12 protein-coding genes and 1 pseudogene are annotated in these 19,485 nt (G+C 72.6%); 3 read left to right on the top strand and 10 right to left on the bottom strand.

What is annotated here, in order from left to right; all coding sequences use genetic code 11:
- Positions 1–40: 40 nt before the first annotated feature.
- Both ACFYOV_RS32405 and ACFYOV_RS32400 read right to left on the bottom strand, forming a co-directional pair.
- The gene (locus ACFYOV_RS32405; RefSeq protein WP_389094002.1) at positions 41–3,784 is read right to left on the bottom strand and encodes a UvrD-helicase domain-containing protein; all 3,744 of its coding nucleotides are present in this window, start codon (positions 3,782–3,784) and stop codon (positions 41–43) included.
- A 257-nt stretch (positions 3,785–4,041) separates the two neighbouring features.
- Positions 4,042–4,428 carry an MGMT family protein gene (locus ACFYOV_RS32400; RefSeq protein ID WP_389094000.1) on the bottom strand — a complete coding sequence of 129 codons (387 nt, stop codon included), beginning with the start codon at positions 4,426–4,428 and terminating at the stop codon, positions 4,042–4,044.
- A gap of 188 nt (positions 4,429–4,616) precedes the next feature.
- On the opposite strand from ACFYOV_RS32400, the gene ACFYOV_RS32395 reads away from it, so the two are divergent.
- From ACFYOV_RS32395 to ACFYOV_RS32385, 3 genes are all read left to right on the top strand, one after another.
- Positions 4,617–7,403, top strand: coding sequence for a lysylphosphatidylglycerol synthase domain-containing protein (locus tag ACFYOV_RS32395; RefSeq protein ID WP_389093998.1), 2,787 nt, complete (start codon positions 4,617–4,619; stop codon positions 7,401–7,403).
- 116 nt (positions 7,404–7,519) lie between these two features.
- On the top strand, positions 7,520–9,067 hold the full coding sequence (locus ACFYOV_RS32390; protein WP_389093996.1) for an alpha/beta hydrolase: 1,548 nt from the start codon (positions 7,520–7,522) through the stop codon (positions 9,065–9,067).
- A 148-nt stretch (positions 9,068–9,215) separates the two neighbouring features.
- Positions 9,216–10,703 carry an alpha/beta hydrolase gene (locus ACFYOV_RS32385; protein ID WP_389093994.1) on the top strand — a complete coding sequence of 496 codons (1,488 nt, stop codon included), beginning with the start codon at positions 9,216–9,218 and terminating at the stop codon, positions 10,701–10,703.
- Positions 10,704–10,786: 83 nt separating this feature from the next.
- Here ACFYOV_RS32385 and ACFYOV_RS32380 read toward each other — a convergent pair.
- The 8 genes and pseudogenes from ACFYOV_RS32380 to ACFYOV_RS32345 all read right to left on the bottom strand — a co-directional run.
- Positions 10,787–10,948, bottom strand: a pseudogene (locus ACFYOV_RS32380) (site-specific integrase); the annotation flags it as partial.
- Between the two features lie 140 nt (positions 10,949–11,088).
- Complete coding sequence (locus ACFYOV_RS32375; protein WP_389093992.1) at positions 11,089–11,538, bottom strand: SRPBCC family protein; 450 nt, start codon at positions 11,536–11,538, stop codon at positions 11,089–11,091.
- Between the two features lie 458 nt (positions 11,539–11,996).
- Positions 11,997–12,335 carry an SCO0607 family lipoprotein gene (locus tag ACFYOV_RS32370; protein WP_389093990.1) on the bottom strand — a complete coding sequence of 113 codons (339 nt, stop codon included), beginning with the start codon at positions 12,333–12,335 and terminating at the stop codon, positions 11,997–11,999.
- A gap of 884 nt (positions 12,336–13,219) precedes the next feature.
- Entirely contained in the window at positions 13,220–14,398 is a 1,179-nt protein-coding gene (gene moeZ / locus ACFYOV_RS32365; RefSeq protein ID WP_389093988.1) for an adenylyltransferase/sulfurtransferase MoeZ, read from the bottom strand.
- Between the two features lie 63 nt (positions 14,399–14,461).
- Positions 14,462–15,199 (bottom strand): spherulation-specific family 4 protein, encoded by a 738-nt coding sequence (locus tag ACFYOV_RS32360; protein ID WP_389093986.1) that lies wholly within the window; start codon positions 15,197–15,199, stop codon positions 14,462–14,464.
- A complete protein-coding gene (locus ACFYOV_RS32355) occupies positions 15,187–16,218 on the bottom strand; it encodes an NAD-dependent epimerase/dehydratase family protein (protein WP_389093984.1) in 1,032 nt (343 codons plus the stop codon). Before ACFYOV_RS32355 ends, ACFYOV_RS32360 begins: the two co-directional genes overlap by 13 nt.
- Positions 16,219–16,406: 188 nt before the next feature.
- Complete coding sequence (locus ACFYOV_RS32350; RefSeq protein ID WP_389093982.1) at positions 16,407–17,537, bottom strand: hypothetical protein; 1,131 nt, start codon at positions 17,535–17,537, stop codon at positions 16,407–16,409.
- Positions 17,534–19,282, bottom strand: a complete 1,749-nt coding sequence (locus ACFYOV_RS32345) for a DUF3492 domain-containing protein (protein ID WP_389093980.1) — start codon at positions 19,280–19,282, stop codon at positions 17,534–17,536. The genes ACFYOV_RS32350 and ACFYOV_RS32345 overlap by 4 nt, the downstream gene beginning before the upstream one ends.
- Between the last annotated feature and the right edge of the window lie 203 nt (positions 19,283–19,485).

Here is a 19,485-nt window from a genome sequence, read left to right as displayed (position 1 = left end):
TGCGTCACGCCTGTCCCGCGACCCTGCGGACCGGCTCCGGTCACTCGACCACGTGGCGTCCCTCGGGCCGGGCGCTGCACGACGCGCGGAACGCACAGTGCGTGCAGTGCTGGCCGCTGCTCGGCGTGAACCGTTCGTCGAGGACCTTCCCGGCCGCCGTGGCCAGCAGATCGCCGACCCACTCGCCCGTCGGTGGCTCCTGGGCCTGGACCTTGGGCAGGGTCTCGCCGCCGTCCCGTCCGGCGGCGCCCTGACGCAGCTGGACGAGTTCGGCACCGCCCGGCTCGGGTCGCACGCCGTCGAAGACGTCGTCGACGGCGCCCTCGCGGACCGCCAGCTGGTAGACGGCGAGCTGGGGATGGCGGGCCACCTCGGCGGCGCTGGGCGCCTGCTTGCCGGTCTTGAAGTCGACGACGTACGCGCGGCCCTCGCCGTCGGCCTCGACCCGGTCCATCTGGCCGCGGATGCGCACCTCGTAGTCACCCGCCTCGAGGGTGACGTCGAAGTCGTGCTCGCTGGCCACCGGGGTCCGTCCCGTGCGGTCCATGACGTGCCACTTCAGGAAGCGCTCGAGCGCCACGCGCGCGTGCTCCTTCTCCTGCGCCGACTTCCACGGCGCGTCGAAGGCGAGCGCGTTCCACACGGAGTCGAGGCGTTCCATGAGCACGGCGAGGTCGGCGGGGGTGCGCCCGGAGGCGACCTCGTCGGCCAGGACGTGGACGACGTTGCCGAAGCCCTGGGCGGCGGTCGCGGGCGCGTCGGCCTTCACCTCGCGGCCCAGGAACCACTGGAGCGCGCAGGTGTTGGCGAGCTGGTCGAGGGCGCTGCCGGAGAGCACGATTGGCTGGTCCCGGTTGCGCAGCGGGACCTTGCTCTCCGTCGGGTCGAACATGCCCCACCAGCGGTAGGGGTGCGCGGACGGAACCAGGGGGCGTCCGTCCTCGTCGGCGAGGGCGGCGAGCCTGGCCAGTCGGCGGGCTGCGGCCTCCCTGAGGGCGTCGGAGACGCGCGGATCGACCGTGGTGGCGCGCAGTTCGGCGACGAGCGCGGCGACGGAGAGCGGCCGGCGCGGACGGCCGGTGACGTCCCGGGGCTCGGCTCCGAGCTCGGTCAGGAAGCGGGAGGGCTGGTCGCCGTCGTCCGCGGGGGCCTTCACGGCCGTCACGACGAGACGGTCACGCGCGCGGGTGGCGGCGACGTAGAACAGGCGGCGCTCCTCGGCGAGCAGCGCGCCGGGGGTGAGGGGTTCGGCCAGGCCGTCCCGGCCGATGCGGTCGGCCTCCAGCAGGGAGCCGCGGCGGCGCAGGTCGGGCCACAGCCCTTCCTGGACGCCTGCCACGACGACCAGGCTCCACTCCAGGCCCTTGGCGCGGTGCGCCGTCATCAGCCGGACGGCGTCGGGGCGGGCGTCCCGGCGCGTGAGGGTGTCGGCGGCGATGTCCTCGGCCTCGATCTCCTCGAGGAAGTTCAGGGCGCCCCGGCCGCCGGTGCGCTCCTCCGCACGGGCGGCGGTCGCGAACAGCGCGCACACGGCGTCGAGGTCCCGGTCCGCGTTGCGTCCGGCCGCGCCGCCGCGCCGGGCGGAGCGCTCCAGGCGCTGGGGCCAGGGGGTGCCGTCCCACAGGTCCCACAGGGCCTCCTCCGCCGTGCCGCCACCGGCGAGGCGCTCGCGGGCCCTGCGCAGCAGTGCGCCGAGACGCTGGGCGCCCCGCGCGTAGGCGGGGTCGTGCACTGCGAGCCGCTCGGGCTCGGCGAGCGCCCGCGCGAGGAGCACGTCGGAGGGCGGCGGCAGGGGATTGCCCGCGGCCCGCTCCTCCTCGCGCAGGGCCCGGCCGAGGCGGCGCAGGTCGGCTGCGTCCATGCCGGCGAGGGGCGAGGTGAGCAGGGTGAGCGCGGTCTCGGTGTCGAGCCAGCAGTCGTCCGCGGGGCGGGCGGCGTCCTCGACGGGGCTGCCGACCGGGTCCACGACCTCGCCGCTACGCCCGTCGCGGCCGCGGGCCGGCTCGGTCACGTCGTGGGCGTCGGTTCCCGGGGGGCCCGGCTCGGCGTCCGGCGTGATGACATTCGGTGAGGCAGCGCCCGGCTCTGCGACGCCCGGCGTGATCCCGCCCGGCACGGCGCTGCCCGGTACGGCGGCGCCCGGCGGGATCGCACCCGGCACGACGGCCCCAGGCTCGGCGGCGCCCGGTGTCATCCCGCCCGGCACGGCACCCCCCGGCACGGCACTGCCCGGCTCTGCGACGCCCGGCCCCGCAGTGTCGTCGGTGTTCCCGCCGGGCCGCGCCGCGCCCTCGGGCTCGCCGTCGGCGCCCGCGTCGGGGCCGTTCCGCCGGGGCCCGGCAGCGGTGTCCCCGGCGCCGTCACGGCTCACCCGCCGGACGGCCTCCGCAGCCTCCGCAGTCGCCACCGCACGGAGGGCCGTCAGCAGTGGTGCCACCGCCGGCTCGTGGCGCAGAGGCAGGTCGTCGCCGTCGATGTCCAAGGGGACGCCGGCCGCGGTGAGCGCGCGGCGGACGGTGGGGATCGTGCGGGAGCCGGCGCGCACCAGGACGGCCATGTCGCTCCAGGCGACGCCGTCCTCGAGGTGGGCCCTGCGCAGGACGTCCGCGATGTTGTCCAGCTCCGTGCCGGGGGTCGGGTAGGTGTACACCTCGACCCGGCCGCCCTCCCGCACCGGCATGAGCTCCCGGTGCGCGCGGGCCTTCTCGGCGGGCAGCCGGGGCAGCGGCATGCGCTGGGTCACGAGCCGGGTGGCGGCCAGCAGGGCGGCACGGGAGCGGCGGGAGGTGCGCAGCACCTCGACCGGGGCCGGGCGGCCGTCCGCGCGGGGGAAGGCGTGCGGGAAGTCGAGGATCCCGTTCACGTCCGCGCCGCGGAAGGCGTAGATCGACTGGTCGGGGTCCCCGAAGGCGACGAGGGTGCGGCCGCCGCCGGCCAGCGCGTGCAGCAGTCGCACCTGCGCCGGGTCGGTGTCCTGGTACTCGTCGACGTAGACCGCGTCGTACCGCGCGGCCAGCTGCCGGGCGACCTCGGGGCGGCGGGCGAGGAGCACCGCGCGGTGCACCAGTTCCGCGTAGTCGAGCACGCCCTGGAGGTCGAGGACGTCGAGGTACTCGGCGAGGAAGGCGGAGGCGGCCCGCCAGTCGGGCCGTCCGATGCGGCGGGCGAAGGCGTCGAGGGCTTCCGGACCGAGACCCAGCTCACGGCTGCGGGCGAGGACCGCGCGGACCTCGTCCGCGAAACCGCGCGTGGTCAGACAGGCGCGCAGTTCGTCCGGCCAGCGCACGTGCGCCAGGCCGAGCCGCTCCAGGTCCGCCTGGCCGGCCAGCAGCTCGCGGACGGTGACGTCCTGCTCCGGGCCGGAGAGCAGCCGCAGCGGCTCGACGAAGAGGGCGCTGTCCTGGTGGGCACGGACCAGGGCGTAGCAGAACGAGTGGAACGTGGTCGCCCGTGGGGCGCGTGCCGCTCCCATGCGCAGCGCCATGCGGTCCCGCAGCTCGACGGCCGCCTTGCGGCTGAACGTCAGTACCAGCACGCGCTCGGGATCCCCGCCGCGGGCGATCCGCGCGGCCACGGACTCGACGAGTGTGGTGGTTTTCCCCGTGCCGGGACCTGCGAGGACGAGCAACGGCCCGGCCGCGTGGTCAACCACGGAGCGCTGTGCGACGTCCAGTCGAGGGGGATTCGCGCGGGCCGGCGGGGTACGCACCAGTCGATAGGCGCCACGATTCCCCCGCCGCACCCTGGGGTGCGACAGGCCGCTGGTGGAGGAAGAGGAGCTCACGTGGTTCGCCGGTCCTGGTGGGTGTGCTGGTCGGCCTCCCCCCGCGCGTGCAGGGCGGTGGCCGCGGTATGAGGGGGAGACTCGGAGCCGACGCTACGCCGACGGGAACCACGGAAGCAGGACTTCCGCTTCTTCCCTCCGGGCTCACATGGCACGCGAGCCCCTCATTCCACGAACGTACGTCATGCCACGGACGTCCCCCATTTCCCCCGTACGGATCACGGGTCACACGGGAGGGCGTCGAATGGCGGAAGCTGTCAGGTGTGACCCTCCGCCCGACCGCCGCCGTCCCACCTCGCCCGTCGCATGTCGAGGCGCGGCAGATGCCCCTCGGCGGTCCGGCCGGCCTCCCTCAGCGGCGTGCCCTCCGCGCGGTAGTGGCCGAGGGCTCGCAGCTCGTGCCCCGGCAGCAGGACACCGTCCGCGCGGACCACGCGCCACCACGGCACCACTCCCCCGTACAGCGCCATCACGCGTCCGACCTGCCGGGGACCCCCCTCTCCCAGCCACTCGGCCACGTCGCCGTAGGTCATGACGCGCCCGGGCGGGATGAGCTCGGTCACCTCCAAGACGCGCTCGGCGTACTCGGGCAGGGCGTCGGCGGGCTCCGGGTCGACGCCGGGCGGAAGGCTCTCCTGGCTCATCCGGCCCATCCTGCACCACGTCACCGACAGCGCGACGGCCACGCGCGCGTACCCGTCCGCCTCGCCCGCGGGGGGCGCTCGGGACGGACAGCGCGGGCCCGCATTCGGACCCTGATGGCCCCTTGTGGCGGCGCGGCATGCCACCATCGTGCGGGCGGTGACTGGTGATACGAGATCAAGAAGAGACGATGAAGCAGCAGGGTGCGCACCCGGGGGACGGCGAGGGTACCCCTGAGGCTTCGTCGCGCCCCGGCACCGCGGACAGCCGCCCGCCACAGGGCGGCGACGGGAAGGACGCCGGCACCGAGGCGGCCGGAAGGAGAGCCGCTCTGGACGCCGACGATGCCAGTGGGGCCGGTGACGCCGGCGACACGGCGCACATCGACGAGGTCGAGGGCGACGAACCCCTGCTCCCCGCGCGGGTGCACCGCCCCTCGGACCTGATGCGGCTCCTGGTCGGCGTGCTCGCCGTCGTGGTGCTGCTGGCGATCGCCGCCTTCGCACACGGCACCACCTCGGGGCTGGAACAGGACATCAACAAGGGCACCGGGCAGGCGCCCGACCTGCTCATCAAGATCGCGGGCCTCGCCTCCAGCATCGCCATCCTCCTCGTACCGGTCGCCTTCGCCATCGAACGGCTGATCAAGCGCGACGGACTGCGGATCGCCGACGGCGTGCTGGCGGCGGTCCTCGCACACGGAGTGACGCTCGCCACGGACCTGTGGGTCGCCCGGGCCGCCCCGGACTCGATCCAGGAGGCGCTCACCCAGCCCTCCCCCGGTGACATCCACGCCCTCACCGACCCGGTGCACGGCTATCTCGCGCCGGTCATCGCCTATATGACCGCCGTGGGCATGTCACGTCGGCCCCGATGGCGCGCGGTGCTGTGGGTCGTGCTGCTCCTCGACGCCTTCTCGATGCTCGTCACCGGGTACACGACCCCGTTCTCGATCATCCTGACGGTGCTGATCGGCTGGACCGTGGCCTACGGCACCCTCTACGCGGTCGGCTCGCCCAATGTGCGCCCCACCGGCCGGACCCTGATGGCCGGCCTGCGGACCGTCGGCTTCCGGCCCGTGACCGCCTCTCGCGAGGAAGCGACGGACGCCTCGGAGACCGGCGACCGGGGTCGCCGCTACTTCGTCACCCTGGAGGACGGTGCACCGCTCGACGTGACGGTGGTCGACCGTGAGCAGCAGGCCCAGGGCTTCTTCTACCGCGCGTGGCGCAATCTGACCCTGCGCGGCTTCGCCACCCGCAGCAGTCTCCAGTCGCTGCGCCAGGCCCTGGAGCAGGAGGCGCTGCTGGCGTACGCGGCCATCGCGGCCGGGGCCAACGCTCCCAAGCTGATCGCGACCTCCGAGCTCGGCCCCGACGCGGTCATGCTCGTCTACGAGCACACCGGCGGGCGCACTCTCGACTCACTGCCCGACGAGGAGATCACCGACGAGCTGCTGCGCGACACCTGGCACCAGGTGAGGGCCCTTCAGTCCCGGCGCATCGCGCACCGCAGGCTGGTGGGCGACGCGATCCTGGTGGATCGTTCCGGCACGGTGATCCTCACCGACCTGCGGGTCGGCGAGATCGCGGCCGGCGACCTGCTGCTGCGCATGGACGTCTCCCAGCTGCTGGTGACGCTCGGCCTGAGGGTCGGCGCCGAACGGGCGGTGGCGACCGCGGTGAGCGTGCTGGGCCCCGACGCGGTGGCCGACTGCCTGCCGATGCTCCAGCCCATCGCCCTGAGCCGCTCCACGCGCGCGACGCTGCGCAGACTGGCCCGGGAGCGGGCGGAGCGCGAACGCGAGGCCGTCCTGGAGGCCTCCCGGCACACCAAGCAGATCCGCGCGGAGACGGCCGCGGACGACACGCCCGGGTTGACGCCCGGGAAGCCGGACAAGAAGGCGGTACGCGCGGAGCAGCGGGCCGAGAAGCGGGCCATCGACGAGGCCCTCGAGGAAGCACGCGAGGAAGACCTGCTCACCCAGATCCGGCACCAGGTGCTCCGGATCCGGCCGCAGGCGCCGGTCGAACCGGCCCGCCTCGAGCGGGTCCGGCCCCGCACGCTGATCAGCGTCATCGCGGGGGCCATCGGCGCCTACTTCCTGCTGACGCAGCTCACCCACATCGAGTTCGGGCCGCTGATCTCCAACGCCGAGTGGGGCTGGGTGGCCGCGGCAGTGCTGTTCTCGGCGGGCAGCTACTTCGCGGCGGCCATGGCCCTGCTCGGGTTCGTGCCGGAGCGCGTGCCGTTCCTGCGGACGGTGGCGGCGCAGGTCGCCGGCTCGTTCGTGAAGATCGTCGCCCCGGCGGCGGTCGGCGGTGTCGCCCTGAACACCCGCTTCCTCCAGCGCGCCGGGGTGCGGCCCGGTCTCGCGGTGGCCAGCGTCGGTGCGTCCCAGTTGTTCGGCCTGGGCTGTCACATCCTGATGCTGCTGGCCTTCGGCTATCTCACCGGCACCGAGAAGACTCCGTCGCTCTCGCCGTCCCGCACGGTCATCGCGGGCCTGCTCACGGTGGCGGTGCTGGTGCTCGTGGTGACCTCGGTGCCATTCCTCCGGAAGTTCGTCGTCACGCGCGTGCGGTCCCTCTTCGCGGGCGTCGTGCCGCGCATGCTGGACGTGCTGCAACGGCCGCAGAAGCTGGTCACCGGCATCGGCGGCATGCTGCTGCTGACCGCCTGCTTCGTGATGTGCCTCGACGCCTCGATCCGCGCGTTCGGCGACGAGACCACGTCCATCAGTCTCGCCAGCGTCGCCGTCGTCTTCCTCGCGGGCAACGCGCTGGGGTCGGCGGCGCCGACCCCGGGCGGTGTCGGCGCGGTCGAGGCGACCCTCACGGTGGGTCTGATCGCCGTCGGCCTCCCGAAGGAGGTCGCGGCTCCCGCGGTGCTGCTCTTCCGTCTGCTGACGCTGTGGCTGCCCGTGCTGCCGGGCTGGCTGGCCTTCAACCACCTCACGCGCAAGGAAGCACTGTAGGAGGCGGACGGCCCCGCCGGGCAACCGCACGACGGGCCCGCCCCCGGGCGCCGGGCGCCTACCTCGGACGGCCCGTGCCCCGCGCGTACCCCCCGGTACGCCCGCAGGATGGGAACATGCCCCACCCCTTCCGCCTGCGTGTCGCCGCCCTGACCGTCTCCGCCGTCCTGCTGCCCGCCCTGCTGGCGGGGTGCACCGAGGACACCGCCGAGGACGAGGACCTGACGGAACAGAAGCTCGGCTGGAGGGACTGCCCGGCCCCGGACGAGGCACAGGGCGGCGGCACGGCGCCGTCGCCCCTGCCGGGCGGCGCCGAGTGGCAGTGCGCCGACCTGAAGGCACCCCTCGACTGGGACGAACCCAAGGGCGAGACGATCGAGCTCGCCCTGATCCGGGCGAGGACGAGCGGCGGGGCCAAGGAGCGCATCGGCTCCCTGATCTTCAACTTCGGCGGCCCCGGCGGCTCCGGCGTCACCACGCTGCCCGCGTTCGGTGAGGACTACGAAGAACTGCGCACCCGCTACGACCTGGTGAGCTTCGACCCACGCGGGGTCGGCCGCAGTGCCCCCGTGATCTGCCAGAACGACCAGCAGCTCGATGCCTACTTCCAGCAGGACGCCACCCCGGACGACAGCGCCGAGCACACCGAACTCCTGAAGAACACCAAGGAGTTCAACGAGGCCTGCGAGAAGAACTCCCAGCGGATCCTGCCGCACGTGCGCACCACCGACGCCGCCCGTGACCTGGATCTGATGCGCCAGGTCCTCGGCGACGGCAAGCTGCACTACTTCGGCATCTCCTACGGCACCGAACTCGGCGGCGTCTACGCCCACCTGTTCCCCGGGAACGTGGGCCGCGCCGTCTTCGACGCGGTCGTCGATCCGACCGAGAACCCCGAGCAGGGTTCGCTCGGCCAGGCCCGGGGATTCCAGCGGGCGCTCGACAACTACGCCCGGTACTGCGTGTCCCGGACCGAGGACTGCCCGGTCGGGGACAGCGCTCAGGACGTGAAGGACCGTATCGCCAGGCTGCTGAGGGACCTCGACCGCCGGCCGATCCCGGGCATCTTCCCGCGTGAACTGACACAGACGGCGGCCACCGGTGGCATCGCGCAGGCCCTGTACTCGCAGGACTTCTGGGAGTTCCTCACGGACGGTCTGCAACAGGCCTACGACGGCGACGGAACGACCCTCATGTACCTGTCCGACTCACTCAACGGGCGCAGCCAGAACGGCGAGTACAGCAATCTCGTGCCCGCCAACGTCGCCATCAACTGCGCCGACGACAAGCCCCGGTACGACACGGCGGACGTGGAAGCCCGGCTGCCCGAGTTCCGGGCCGCCTCCCCCGTGTTCGGCGAATACCTGGCCTGGGGCATGCTCGGCTGCACCGACTGGCCCGTGCCGGGAGCCGCCGACCATCCCGAGGTCGGCGCGCCCGGCGCCGCGCCCATCCTGGTCATCGGCACCACGGGCGACCCGGCCACGCCGTACGAAGGGACACGGAAGATGGTGGCGGCGCTCGGCGAGGGAGTGGGCGTCGAGCTGACGTACCAGGGTCAGGGTCACGGGGCCTACGACAGCGGGAACAAGTGCGTGCAGGACGCCGTGCACGGCTACCTCCTGGACGGCGAACCCCCGGCAGCCGGCACGGTCTGCTCCTGAAGCGGGACCCCGCCGCATCGCCGTCACCGCGAACGCGCAGGTCAGCGAGTTATCCACAGGCTGCCCGGGCGCGAGCGCGATCTGCCTACCATGGCCGGACAGCCATCCGCGGCACGGTGCGGACGGCCTGCGAGGGGGGAAGCGACCCATGACGCGGTTCCATCGATGGACGGCCCTGGGGCTGGCCGCCGCACTGTTGACGGCCGGCTGCACCGGTGGCTCGTCCGGCGAGGACGACGCCGAGCGCGGCGGCACGGCACTCGACTGGGGGCGCTGCAAGCCCTCCGGGGATGCTCCCGCGCCCGGCGAGGAATGGCAGTGCGCCACGCTCCAGGTGCCGCTGGACTGGTCGAAGCCGGGCGGGGAGACGATCGGGCTGGCACTGATCCGGGCCAGGGCCACCGGAGACGACCGCCTGGGCTCACTGCTGTTCAACTTCGGCGGGCCCGGCGGCTCGGGCGTGGAGATGATGCCCTCCTATGCCGGCACCGCCGCGAAGCTGCGCGAGCGGTACGACCTGGTGAGTTGGGACCCGCGCGGGGTGGCCGCCAGCGAGGGCGTCCGCTGCCGCGCCGACAAGGAGATCCAGGCCGCCGAGGCGACCGTGGACACCACTCCGGACACCTCGGCCGAGGAGCAGGTGTTCCTGGGCGACGCGGCCGACTTCGGCAAGGGCTGCCAGAAGGACGCCGGGAAGCTGATCGGTCACGTCTCGACCACCGACTCCGCCCGCGACATGGACCGCATCCGCCAGGCCCTCGGCGACGAGAAGCTGAACTACTTCGGCATCTCCTACGGCACCGAACTCGGCGGCGTCTACGCCCACCTGTTCCCGGGGAAGGTGGGGCGGATGACGCTCGACGCGGTCGTCGACCCGAGCGCCGACACGCTGGGCCACGCGCGCAACCAGACGCTCGGTTTCCAGCGTGCGCTGAACAACTACCTCGAGTCCCGGGGCTCCGACCCCGAGCAGGGTACGCGCGAGATCGCGGACCTGCTGCAGCGGATCGACGCCGACCCGCTGCCGACGTCCACGCCCGGGCGGAAGCTGACGCAGACCCTGGCGCTCACCGGCATCATCCTGCCGCTGTACACGAAGGACGGGTGGCCGGTCCTGACCAGCGCCCTCGAGGCCGCGGAGAAGGGTGACGGCTCCGAACTGCTGGCACTCGCCGACGGCTACAACGAGCGCGACGCCTCGGGCCGCTACGGCACGACCACGCACTCGCAGCGGGTCATATCGTGCCTGGACGACAGCCAGCGGCCGACCATGGAGCAGACGAGGAAGGTGCTGCCGGAGTTCGAGAGGATCTCGCCGGTCTTCGGCGCCTCCCTGGCCTGGGACACGGCCGGCTGGTGCCACGACTGGCCGGTGCCCGGTCGCCACAGGACGCCGGAGGTGAGCGCGCCCGGCTCGGCACCGATCCTGGTGGTCGGCAACACGGGCGACCCGGCCACGCCGTACGAGGGCGCCCGGAGGATGGCCGACGAACTGGGCGAGGGCGTCGGTGTGGTGCTCACCTGGAAGGGCGAGGGCCACGGCGCGTACGGCAGTGGGAGCGACTGCGTCGACTCCGCGGTGAACGCGTACGTCCTGAAGGGCACGGTGCCTCGGGACGGCAAGGTCTGCTCATGACGACGGCGGGGGTCCGGGCCGGTCGGGTCAGTAGACCGGCAAGTCAGGACGCATAGCGCGTGACCTGCGTGTTTCCCGCGTCCTCACCCTTCCTGGGCCGTCGTGGGGCCGTCATCGGTGGCCGGGCCGTCCGCGAAGGCCCGGTTCACCGCCTCCCGGGTCCGCTTCTCGCTGCTGGGCATCAGGTGGGTGTACGTGCGCAGCGTGAAGCCCGGGTCATGGTGCCCGAGGTACTCGGACAGAGCGAGCTGCCATGAGGCGAGTGATCATGGCCCCGTAAGCTGATGGCGAGTCGGGCAGTCCGTGGACCTGTGCGCGAGTTCCACTGGGACGGTGCGCCATGTTGGGATAGCCCACCTATGGCCCGCTCCACAAGCACTCGACGTTAGCGCAAGGCGCTGGCGAGGTAAGCGTTGCGGGTTCTGATGAGGCGGGGCATGTACCAGCTCAGGACAGTGCGGTCGGCGACACGTCCGAGGAAGCCGAACGGCGAGGCAAAGTCGATGACGTCCCTCATTACGGTGCCGCCAGTGCCGTCCGGCTCGAAGTGATGACTGTGATGCCATCGCTTGAAGGGGCCGGCATCCTGCTCGTCCACGAAGCACCGGGGCGGGTCATACGCCGTAATGCGGGCGGTGAGTTGCCAGGTCAGGCCGAAGTGGCGGGCCTGGAAGGTCACCGTGTCGCCGAGTGAGAGTCCGCCTCGGGTCCTGCCACCGACCGCCCGCTCCGACGAATCGGCCATCGACCGCGTGTGTGCTTCCACGTCGAGGCATGCCTCGAACACCCGGTCCGGCGGTGCGGCGACGGCTGTCACGATCTCGAAGTGCGGCACCGGGCCATCCTAGAAGGGCGTGCTTGATCGCCGGTCGGTGGGGCCGGCGTGGTCAAGTGGTGGCGGGCATCCAGGGGCTGCCTCGCATGGCTTGCACGAGGACGTCGAGCATGGGCTGGTCCTGGCGGGCCACGGTGGCGAGGTAGGTGCGGATCGCGGCGAAGTCCTGGGCGCCTTGCAGGGTCCGCAGACATCCAGAGACCTTGATCCGCGGCGGTGGCTGCCAGCCCGTCGTCGACCGCGCGGTGAACCACCTATCCAGTTACGACGACATCACGCGTTCAAGGTCAGTAAGTCGCAGGTCAGCGTTGACCGATTACACGGGCGCCGGTCAGAGACCCGGCCCTTCAGTTCTTCGGGCCTGATCGCACTCGGTGAAGCATGACTCACCCATTGAGACTCCGCCAACCTCCCGTGGTCCACGACACGACTCCCCGTCCGGAGCTCGGGCCGTCCAGTCAGTACGCGTCCGGCAGGTCAATGACGTTGCCGTCCTGGTCGAGCGTGCGGGTAAGCCAATAGACGTCCCACTTGTCGTTGACCTGCTGCGGCACCTTGCCCTCCGGGTATCGCGTGTATCCCGCCGGGAGTTCATCACCGTTCGCCACGCAATCCCCACCGGGGCCGTTTACCTGCAAAACGGGGTACTTGCCTCTGCTGCAGACGTCCTCCTGGTACTTCAGGGCGGAACATCCGGTGAGTGCCACGACCGCGGCCGTGCCGGCAAGTGCACTACCAACGGCCTGGAACCTACCTGGTCGCAGGACGTTGGTGGGGCGGCTGATCCTGCGGGGCATGGGCACGACCGTCTCCTGTTGTTCGGCTTCCCCAACTCTTGCCGACGAAGGCCGCCAAGCCCTGAGTGCGCATACTCAGAAGCGCCCCGCGCGGATGCTCAACCCACCGCGGCCCGGGAGTGAGGGCGTCACGCAACGCCACCCCCTTTCTAGCCCCCAGGCCTGCCCCAAAAGGCGATCACCGTGTTGCCCCATCGGCGCCCTTCAATGGCCTGCACCACGCCAACCAGCGGGCCGTCTCGATCGTATGGCGGATACCGCCTTGCTCGTGGGGTCCGATGGAACTGCAGTACAGCAGCGAAGTACAGCAACCAACCTGACCACAGCCGGCTTTCACCGACCACAGACCCACGTTTGGTCAGCTGAGCAGCCCTCAGCGACCGCCCCGCCCGTAGTTTGCCTCGAGGAGGCTTGGCGCAGGTGTGGGGCCGTGTCGCTCTCGTGCAGAACGGCCGGGGCTCACACGGTCCAGCGGACCGTCACTGCTGGTGAGAGACGCTCCAGCCCAGGGCGGAGGGCACATTCGATTTACTACAGGACGAAGTGGTCGTTTGCCGGAAGCCAATCAACAAGTGCCCTTGGAGAGTAGGGCTCGGCAAGCGAATCACTGGCGCATTGTCAGCAGTTGCTGTGTTCACGACTTAACCGCGCAGAAACCAGCTGACCCAGTAAACACTTCGCCCCCAGGCGCGCAAGCGCCCTCCCGGGCGGGGAGCGGACGAGGCGCCCGTCAACGGAGGAGACTCAGCCCGGCTGCCGGGCTGGGCCGTCCCCGGTCCGTGCGAGGTCTGCCGACGTCGACCGACAACGACAGAAGCCCACGGCATCTGAACTGGTCAGAGCCGTGGGCTTCTTCAGGTCCGCTGGTCAGCGGAACCCGGTGATCAGTAGACCGGCTTCTCCGGCTCGATCTGGTTGACCCAGCCGATCACGCCGCCGCCCACGTGGACGGCGTCGGAGAAGCCCGCGGACTTCAGGACCGCGAGGACTTCCGCACTGCGGACACCCGTCTTGCAGTTCAAGACGATCTTCTTGTCCTGCGGCAGGCTCTCCAGGGCGGTGCCCATCAGGAACTCGTTCTTGGGGATCAGCCGAGCCCCGGGGATCGACACGATCTCGAACTCGTTGGGCTCACGGACGTCGATGAGCTCGATGTTCTCGCCGTCGTCGATCCACTCCTTGAGCTGCTTGGGAGTGATCGTGGAGTCGGCGGCCGCCGCCTGGGCCTCCTCGGAGACGACGCCGCAGAAGGCCTCGTAGTCGATGAGCTCGGTGACGGTCGGGTTCTCGCCGCAGACCGCGCAGTTGGGGTCCTTGCGGACCTTGACCTGGCGGTACTGCATCTCCAGGGCGTCGTAGATCATCAGGCGGCCGACGAGCGGCTCGCCGATGCCGGCGAGGAGCTTGATGGCCTCGTTGACCTGGATCGAGCCGACGGACGCGCACAGCACGCCCAGGACGCCGCCCTCGGCGCAGGAGGGGACCATGCCGGGGGGCGGGGGCTCCGGGTAGAGGCAGCGGTAGCAGGGGCCGTGCTCGGACCAGAACACCGAGGCCTGACCGTCGAAGCGGTAGATGGAGCCCCAGACGTACGGCTTGTTCAGCAGCACACAGGCGTCGTTGACCAGGTAGCGGGTCGCGAAGTTGTCCGTGCCGTCGACGATCAGGTCGTACTGGCTGAAGATGTCCATCACGTTGTCGGCCTCGAGCCGCTCCTCGTGAAGGATCACGTTCACGTACGGGTTGATGCCCTTGACGGTGTCACGGGCGGACTCGGCCTTGGAGCGGCCGATGTCGGACTGGCTGTGGATGATCTGGCGCTGCAGGTTCGACTCGTCGACCTCGTCGAACTCCACGATGCCGAGCGTGCCGACGCCCGCGGCGGCGAGGTACATCAGGGCCGGCGAGCCCAGGCCGCCGGCGCCCACGCAGAGCACCTTGGCGTTCTTCAGCCGCTTCTGCCCGTCCATCCCCACGTCGGGGATGATCAGGTGGCGGGAGTACCTGCGGACCTCGTCTACGGTGAGCTCGGGGGCCGGCTCGACCAGGGGTGGCAGCGACACGGGGACTCCGTTGGTCGGTCAATCACTACAGTTGTTCTCCCCGTAACAGTGCCATGGCCTTTTTCATTCCGAGACACCTGTTTCGACCCTCGAGACGATGTCGTCCCAGTAGCCGGGCAGGGCCTCCCACGGATCGGTGCTCCCGCCGCGGTCCGTGTGGTCGGTGAAGTAGATCGTCCCGGCGCCCTGCCAGCGGGCGATGCGCAGCGCCTCCTCCAGGTGGGGGCGGGGGACGCCGTGGACGAAATGGCAGAAGCGCTCCGGCGGATGGTCGGCCGTCCACTCGGCCACCTGCGACCAGCGGTAGTCGCTCCAGGGGCCGCAGAAGGTGACCAATTGGTCGGCGTTCTCGGCGTAGCCGGGGTACGGGTGGGTGCCGTGGCCCAGCACGATGTGGGCATCGTCACGGATCACGCGCAGCGCCCCGAGCGTACGGCGGACTTCGGGGAGCGCCGCACGGTCGGCGGGGCAGCCGCCGACGAGGAAGCCGTCGACCCGGTACCAGTCGACGAAGCGGTGCGCGTCCGAGACCACCTCGCCGAACGCTCGCATGCGGAGGTGGCCGAGGACCCGCACGCCTGCGTTGCGCAGGTGGCCCACCGCTTCCAGGCAGTGCGGATCGGGCCGGCTGCCGGGGCCGTCGGCCACGTTCAGGGCGACCCAGTGCAGCGGGGTGCCCGGGCGGGCGAGCTGGGTCCACTCGGCGGGGGCGAGGAGCGGGTGCGCCATGCCCGGCACACCCAGGCCGGGGCTGACGTCGGTGCAGGTGGTGCCCGGTGCGGTACTGGTCAGATACGGCATGCGGCCTCCATCCAGATGTCGGCCAGGGATTCCTCGAGGTTGATCCGCGGGCGCCAGCCGAGGCGGTCGCGGGCGGTGCGCACGTCGGCCTGCTGCCAATTGCCGCAGCCGTCGGGGTACGGGAAGGCGACGGGGGGCGTGTGGTCGGGGTCGGTGCGGGGGTGGCCGATGGCGGGCCTGAGGTGGGGCGTGTGGGAGCTGTGCGCGGCCTGCGTCACGTGGACCGCGTGGGTGGAGCTGGTCGCGTGCAGGGGGTGGCCGGGAGGGCCGTCCAGTTCGTGGAGGGCGCCGCCGTATCCGGCGACCCGGGCGAGGATCGCGGCGGCGTCGCGCAGGCGGACGGCGCGGCCGGAGCCGATGTTGATGACGCCCTGCGCCGCGGAGAGGGAGGCGGCGTGCACGGCGCGGGCGACGTCGCGCACGTCGACGAAGTCGCGCTGGGCGCCGAGACCGCCGAGTTTCAGCTCGCCGTCTCCGGACTGCATGGCGCGGCGCATGGCCTCCGCGAGGCGGCCGAGCGGTGAGCCGGCGGGGGTACCGGGGCCCACGGGCGAGAAGACCCGGAGGACGACGGCGTCCAGGCCCGAGCCGAGGACGAGCTCCGTGGCGGCGAGCTTGCTGACGCCGTACGGCCCGCCGGGGCGCGGCACGGCGTCCTCCGCCGTGGAGGAACCGGGCTGGCTCGGGCCGTACTCCGAGCTGCAACCGATCTGGACCAGGCGGGCGCCGCAGCCGCTGCGGCGCAGCGCCTCGCAGACGGTGGCGACGGCGACGGTGTTGTGGCGGGTGAGGTCGCGGGCGCCGCCCCGGGTGGCGCCGGCGCAGTTCACCACCACGCCGGGGTGGACGGCGTCCAGGAACCGGGTGAGGGCTCCGGGGCTTCCGGTGGCCAGGTCGAAGCGGACGTCGGCGTCGTCGCCGCGGCCGAGGGCGGTGAGCTGGACGGCGGGGTCGGCGAGGAGGCGGTCGGCCACGAAGCGGCCGATGTAACCGTTGGCTCCGATCAGCAGGACTCTCATCGGGCGACTCCTGTGGCGTCCGAGGCTGCTGGGCGGGTGATCATGCGGGGATCTCCTTCTTGCGTGGTCGGGTCGGGAACCGGGGCCCGGTCCGCTGGGGGTGCGCCGTCCATGCCTGGGGCGCCACCGCGGCCTCGGTGGGGTGCGTGCGGCACCCGGGATGGCGTGAGGGGCGGACCCGGGTGCGGTCACCGGGACTGCTCCGGGGGCGTGTGGGCCGAGGCCCGGGTGAGTTTCCTGGTGGCGTGGATCAGGAGGGCCAGGGCCGCCGCGCCGCAGGTGAGGGTGGGAACGGCGGGCGGGCCCCAGGTGGTGGTCAGGAGCTCCACCGGGGTGGAGAGGGCGGCACAGCCCGGGAGGCGGGCGGCGAAGACCGTGGCCAGGGCGGTCGCCTGGGCGGTGACCGTGGCGGTGAGCATCACCTTGGGGGCGTGGGTGAAGCCGTGGGTGGCGAGGAGGCGGGCCAGGAACAGGAGGGCGCCCAGGGTGAGGGTATGGGGGTGGGCGAGGGGCTCGTCCAGAGCCGCGGCGCAGAGGGGGACCATGGCTGTCAGGGCGCACAGGAACAGGGCGAAGCAGCCGAGAAGGAGGGGGCGGGCGGAGGCGGCGAAGTCCTCCAGGCCGCGGCTGGCCGCGAGGCGGCGGCGGGCGCGTGTGGTGAAGAGGTGGGTGGCCCAGGCCGCGGGGGCGCAGGCCAGGGTGAGGGCCAGGACCGGGGCGGTGCTGAGCGGCCAGCCGCTCTGCGGGGTGCCGTCGGGCAGATCGTCGGGCCCGCCGGCGAGCGCGGCGCCGAGGAGGCCGTCGCCCAGGAGCACATAGCCGATCAGCCAGCACGTCCGGCCGGCGGGCGTGCCCGGTGCCGTGCGGTCGGCGGTGCTCAGCGGCCCCCGGCGCAGGGCCGCGCGGAGGGCGAGGGCCACGGCGAGGGTCCCGGCGGCGGCCGCGTAGAGGCGCATCTCGCCGTGGGTGAGGCGCACCGCGGTCAGCGCGACGGCGCACAGGGCACCGGGGAGGAGGGTGAGGGCGGCCCAGGTGGCGCGTGCTTCGGGGGCCGCGGTGGGGGTGGCGGGCCGGGGGGTGTCGCCGTCGCGCGGCACGCGGGCGTAGAGCTCTTCCGCGAGGGAGAAGACGTCTCGGTGCCGGAAGCGTGCGGCGGTTCGGTCGGTCACGCCGTGGGCCTCGAGGCCCGCCGCGATCTCGAGGGGGTCCACCGCGCGTTCGCACAGTTCCCGGTGGCGGTGCAGCAGTGCCTTGACCGGGTCGCCCGCGCCGCGGCGGGGGCTGCGTCCGGGGGTGTCGAGTTCGCCCAGGTTGCTCATCGGACCGCCTCCGTGGCGCTTACCGGGGCATCCGCGGCCCAGGTGGGGACGGACCGGGGTCTGGGGGCCGGTCCCGTCCAGGGGCCGGGGACGTGGGCCTCGGCCGGGGTGGCGAAGGGAAGGGGGGCACCGCCGGCGTCCAGGAGGACGCGGCGGAGGGGGGTGTGCGAGACGATCTCCAGGTACATGCCGTGGAACGCGGCAACGTTCTGCTCGACCGTGAAGAGTTCGAGCGCGCGGGCACGCGCGGCGGCGCCGAGGCGCTCACGGCGCTCGGGGTCGCGCAGCAGGGACACGCACGCGTCGGCGAGCGCCCGGGGATTGCGCGGGGGTACGACGAGGCCGGTCCCGCCGATGACCTCGACCACCGCGCCGACGTCCGTGGACACCGTCGCGCGTCCGCAGAGCATGGCCTCGACCAGGCCGACGGGGAAGCCCTCGACGACGCTGGACAGGACGGTCACGGCGCCCGCGGCGTAGGCGTCGGCGGGCGTGGGCAGCTCGGGACCGCCGATCTCCTCGAAGGACACCGGGTTGTCGCCGACGCAGTGCGGGCCGTCGGCCTCGTCGGGGAAGAGCTGCGCGGCCAGCGCCCGGCAGTGGCCGAGGTAGGCGTCGCCCTCGGGGCCGGACGGGCCACCGACGATCCGCAGGCGGGCCTTGGGCTCCTCCTTGCGGATCTCCGTGAAGGCGTGCAAGAGGGAGACCAGGTCCTTGGCCGGCTCCACGCGGCCGACCCAGACCAGGGTGTCCGGGTCCGCGCACCGCGGGGACTCGCCCACCGCGGCGAAGGGGGCGGCGTCCATGCCGGGGTAGACGGTGCGGAGCTTGTCCCGGTCGGCACCGCAGCGCTCCTGCCAGCGGCGGGCGTGAGTGTTGCCGGGCGTGACGAGGGCGGCGCGCCGGTACGTCTCGGCGGCGAGCCGGCCGTGGAAGGCGGCGAGCAGCGACCGGACCGCGGGGGAGGTGTCCGGGCTGGTCAGGTAGTGCGTGCGCAGCCGCACCCCGTACTCGGTCAGCAGCAGGGGGACGCCGAAGCGGAGGTGGGCGAGCAGACCCGGCAGGGCGGTCGTGCCCCCGGAGGTGGCGTGGCACAGGTCGACCGCGCCGAGCCCGTCGTCCTCGTACCAGTCGAGCGAGAGGGGCCGCAGGGCGCGTTCCAGGTGTGCGGCGATCGTGAGGAGATCCGGGACGCGGGCCTCGCGCGCGGTGCGCAGGGCGCGGGGCGCGCGGCAGGAGCGCTCCAGAGCGCGTACGGCGGTCTCGGAGCGGAGCGCGCTGGCCAGGCCGCCCTCCTCCCGGGCGAGTTCGGCGAGGCCGTACAGGGCACCGGCGAAACGGTCCGCCTCAGCCGGGACAAGAGTCCCCGGGGTCCCGGCGCGGGGGGCCGACCCGGTGCTGTCGCGGGGGTCGACGGGGGGCACCGGGGAGCCGGCCGGGTGTGCCGCCGAGTCCGGCGCGCACAGAACGGCGGCCAGGTCGCCGTAGTGTTCTTCGAAGCGTCGGCGTGCGCGGCGGCCGTAGGTCACGCCGTCGTCCTCGACCGACCACAGCGGCGCGGTGCGCACCCTGGCGACCTGCGGCGGCAGCGGGACCCAGCCCTCGTCCTCCTGGGCTTCGCTGCGGCTGAAGGCGTAGACGTCGAACTCGTGCTGCGGGAGTCCGCGCACGAGCCGGTCGCACCAGAGCCTGGCGTCACCGCTCACATACGGATAGCCGCCGTCCGTAAGCAGTCCGATGCGCACGTGTGCACCCCCGATCTCCCGTATGGGGAGCCGCCGTTGGCTCGGCGGCTCGCAGCGGGACGAACGTATGCGGACATGACGGTGGCGGGGGGGGGGGGGGTGGTGGGGGGCCCCCCAAAATGTGTTAGTGGTTGTATTAAAACCACACGGGGCGGGGGTTGTGGGGGAGGGGGGGGAACAACCCCCCCCCCCCCACGGCCGCC

Source organism: Streptomyces sp. NPDC005931, from assembly GCF_042871235.1.
Taxonomy (GTDB): Bacteria; Actinomycetota; Actinomycetes; order Streptomycetales; family Streptomycetaceae; genus Streptomyces.
This window is presented reverse-complemented; position numbering and strand designations above follow the sequence as displayed.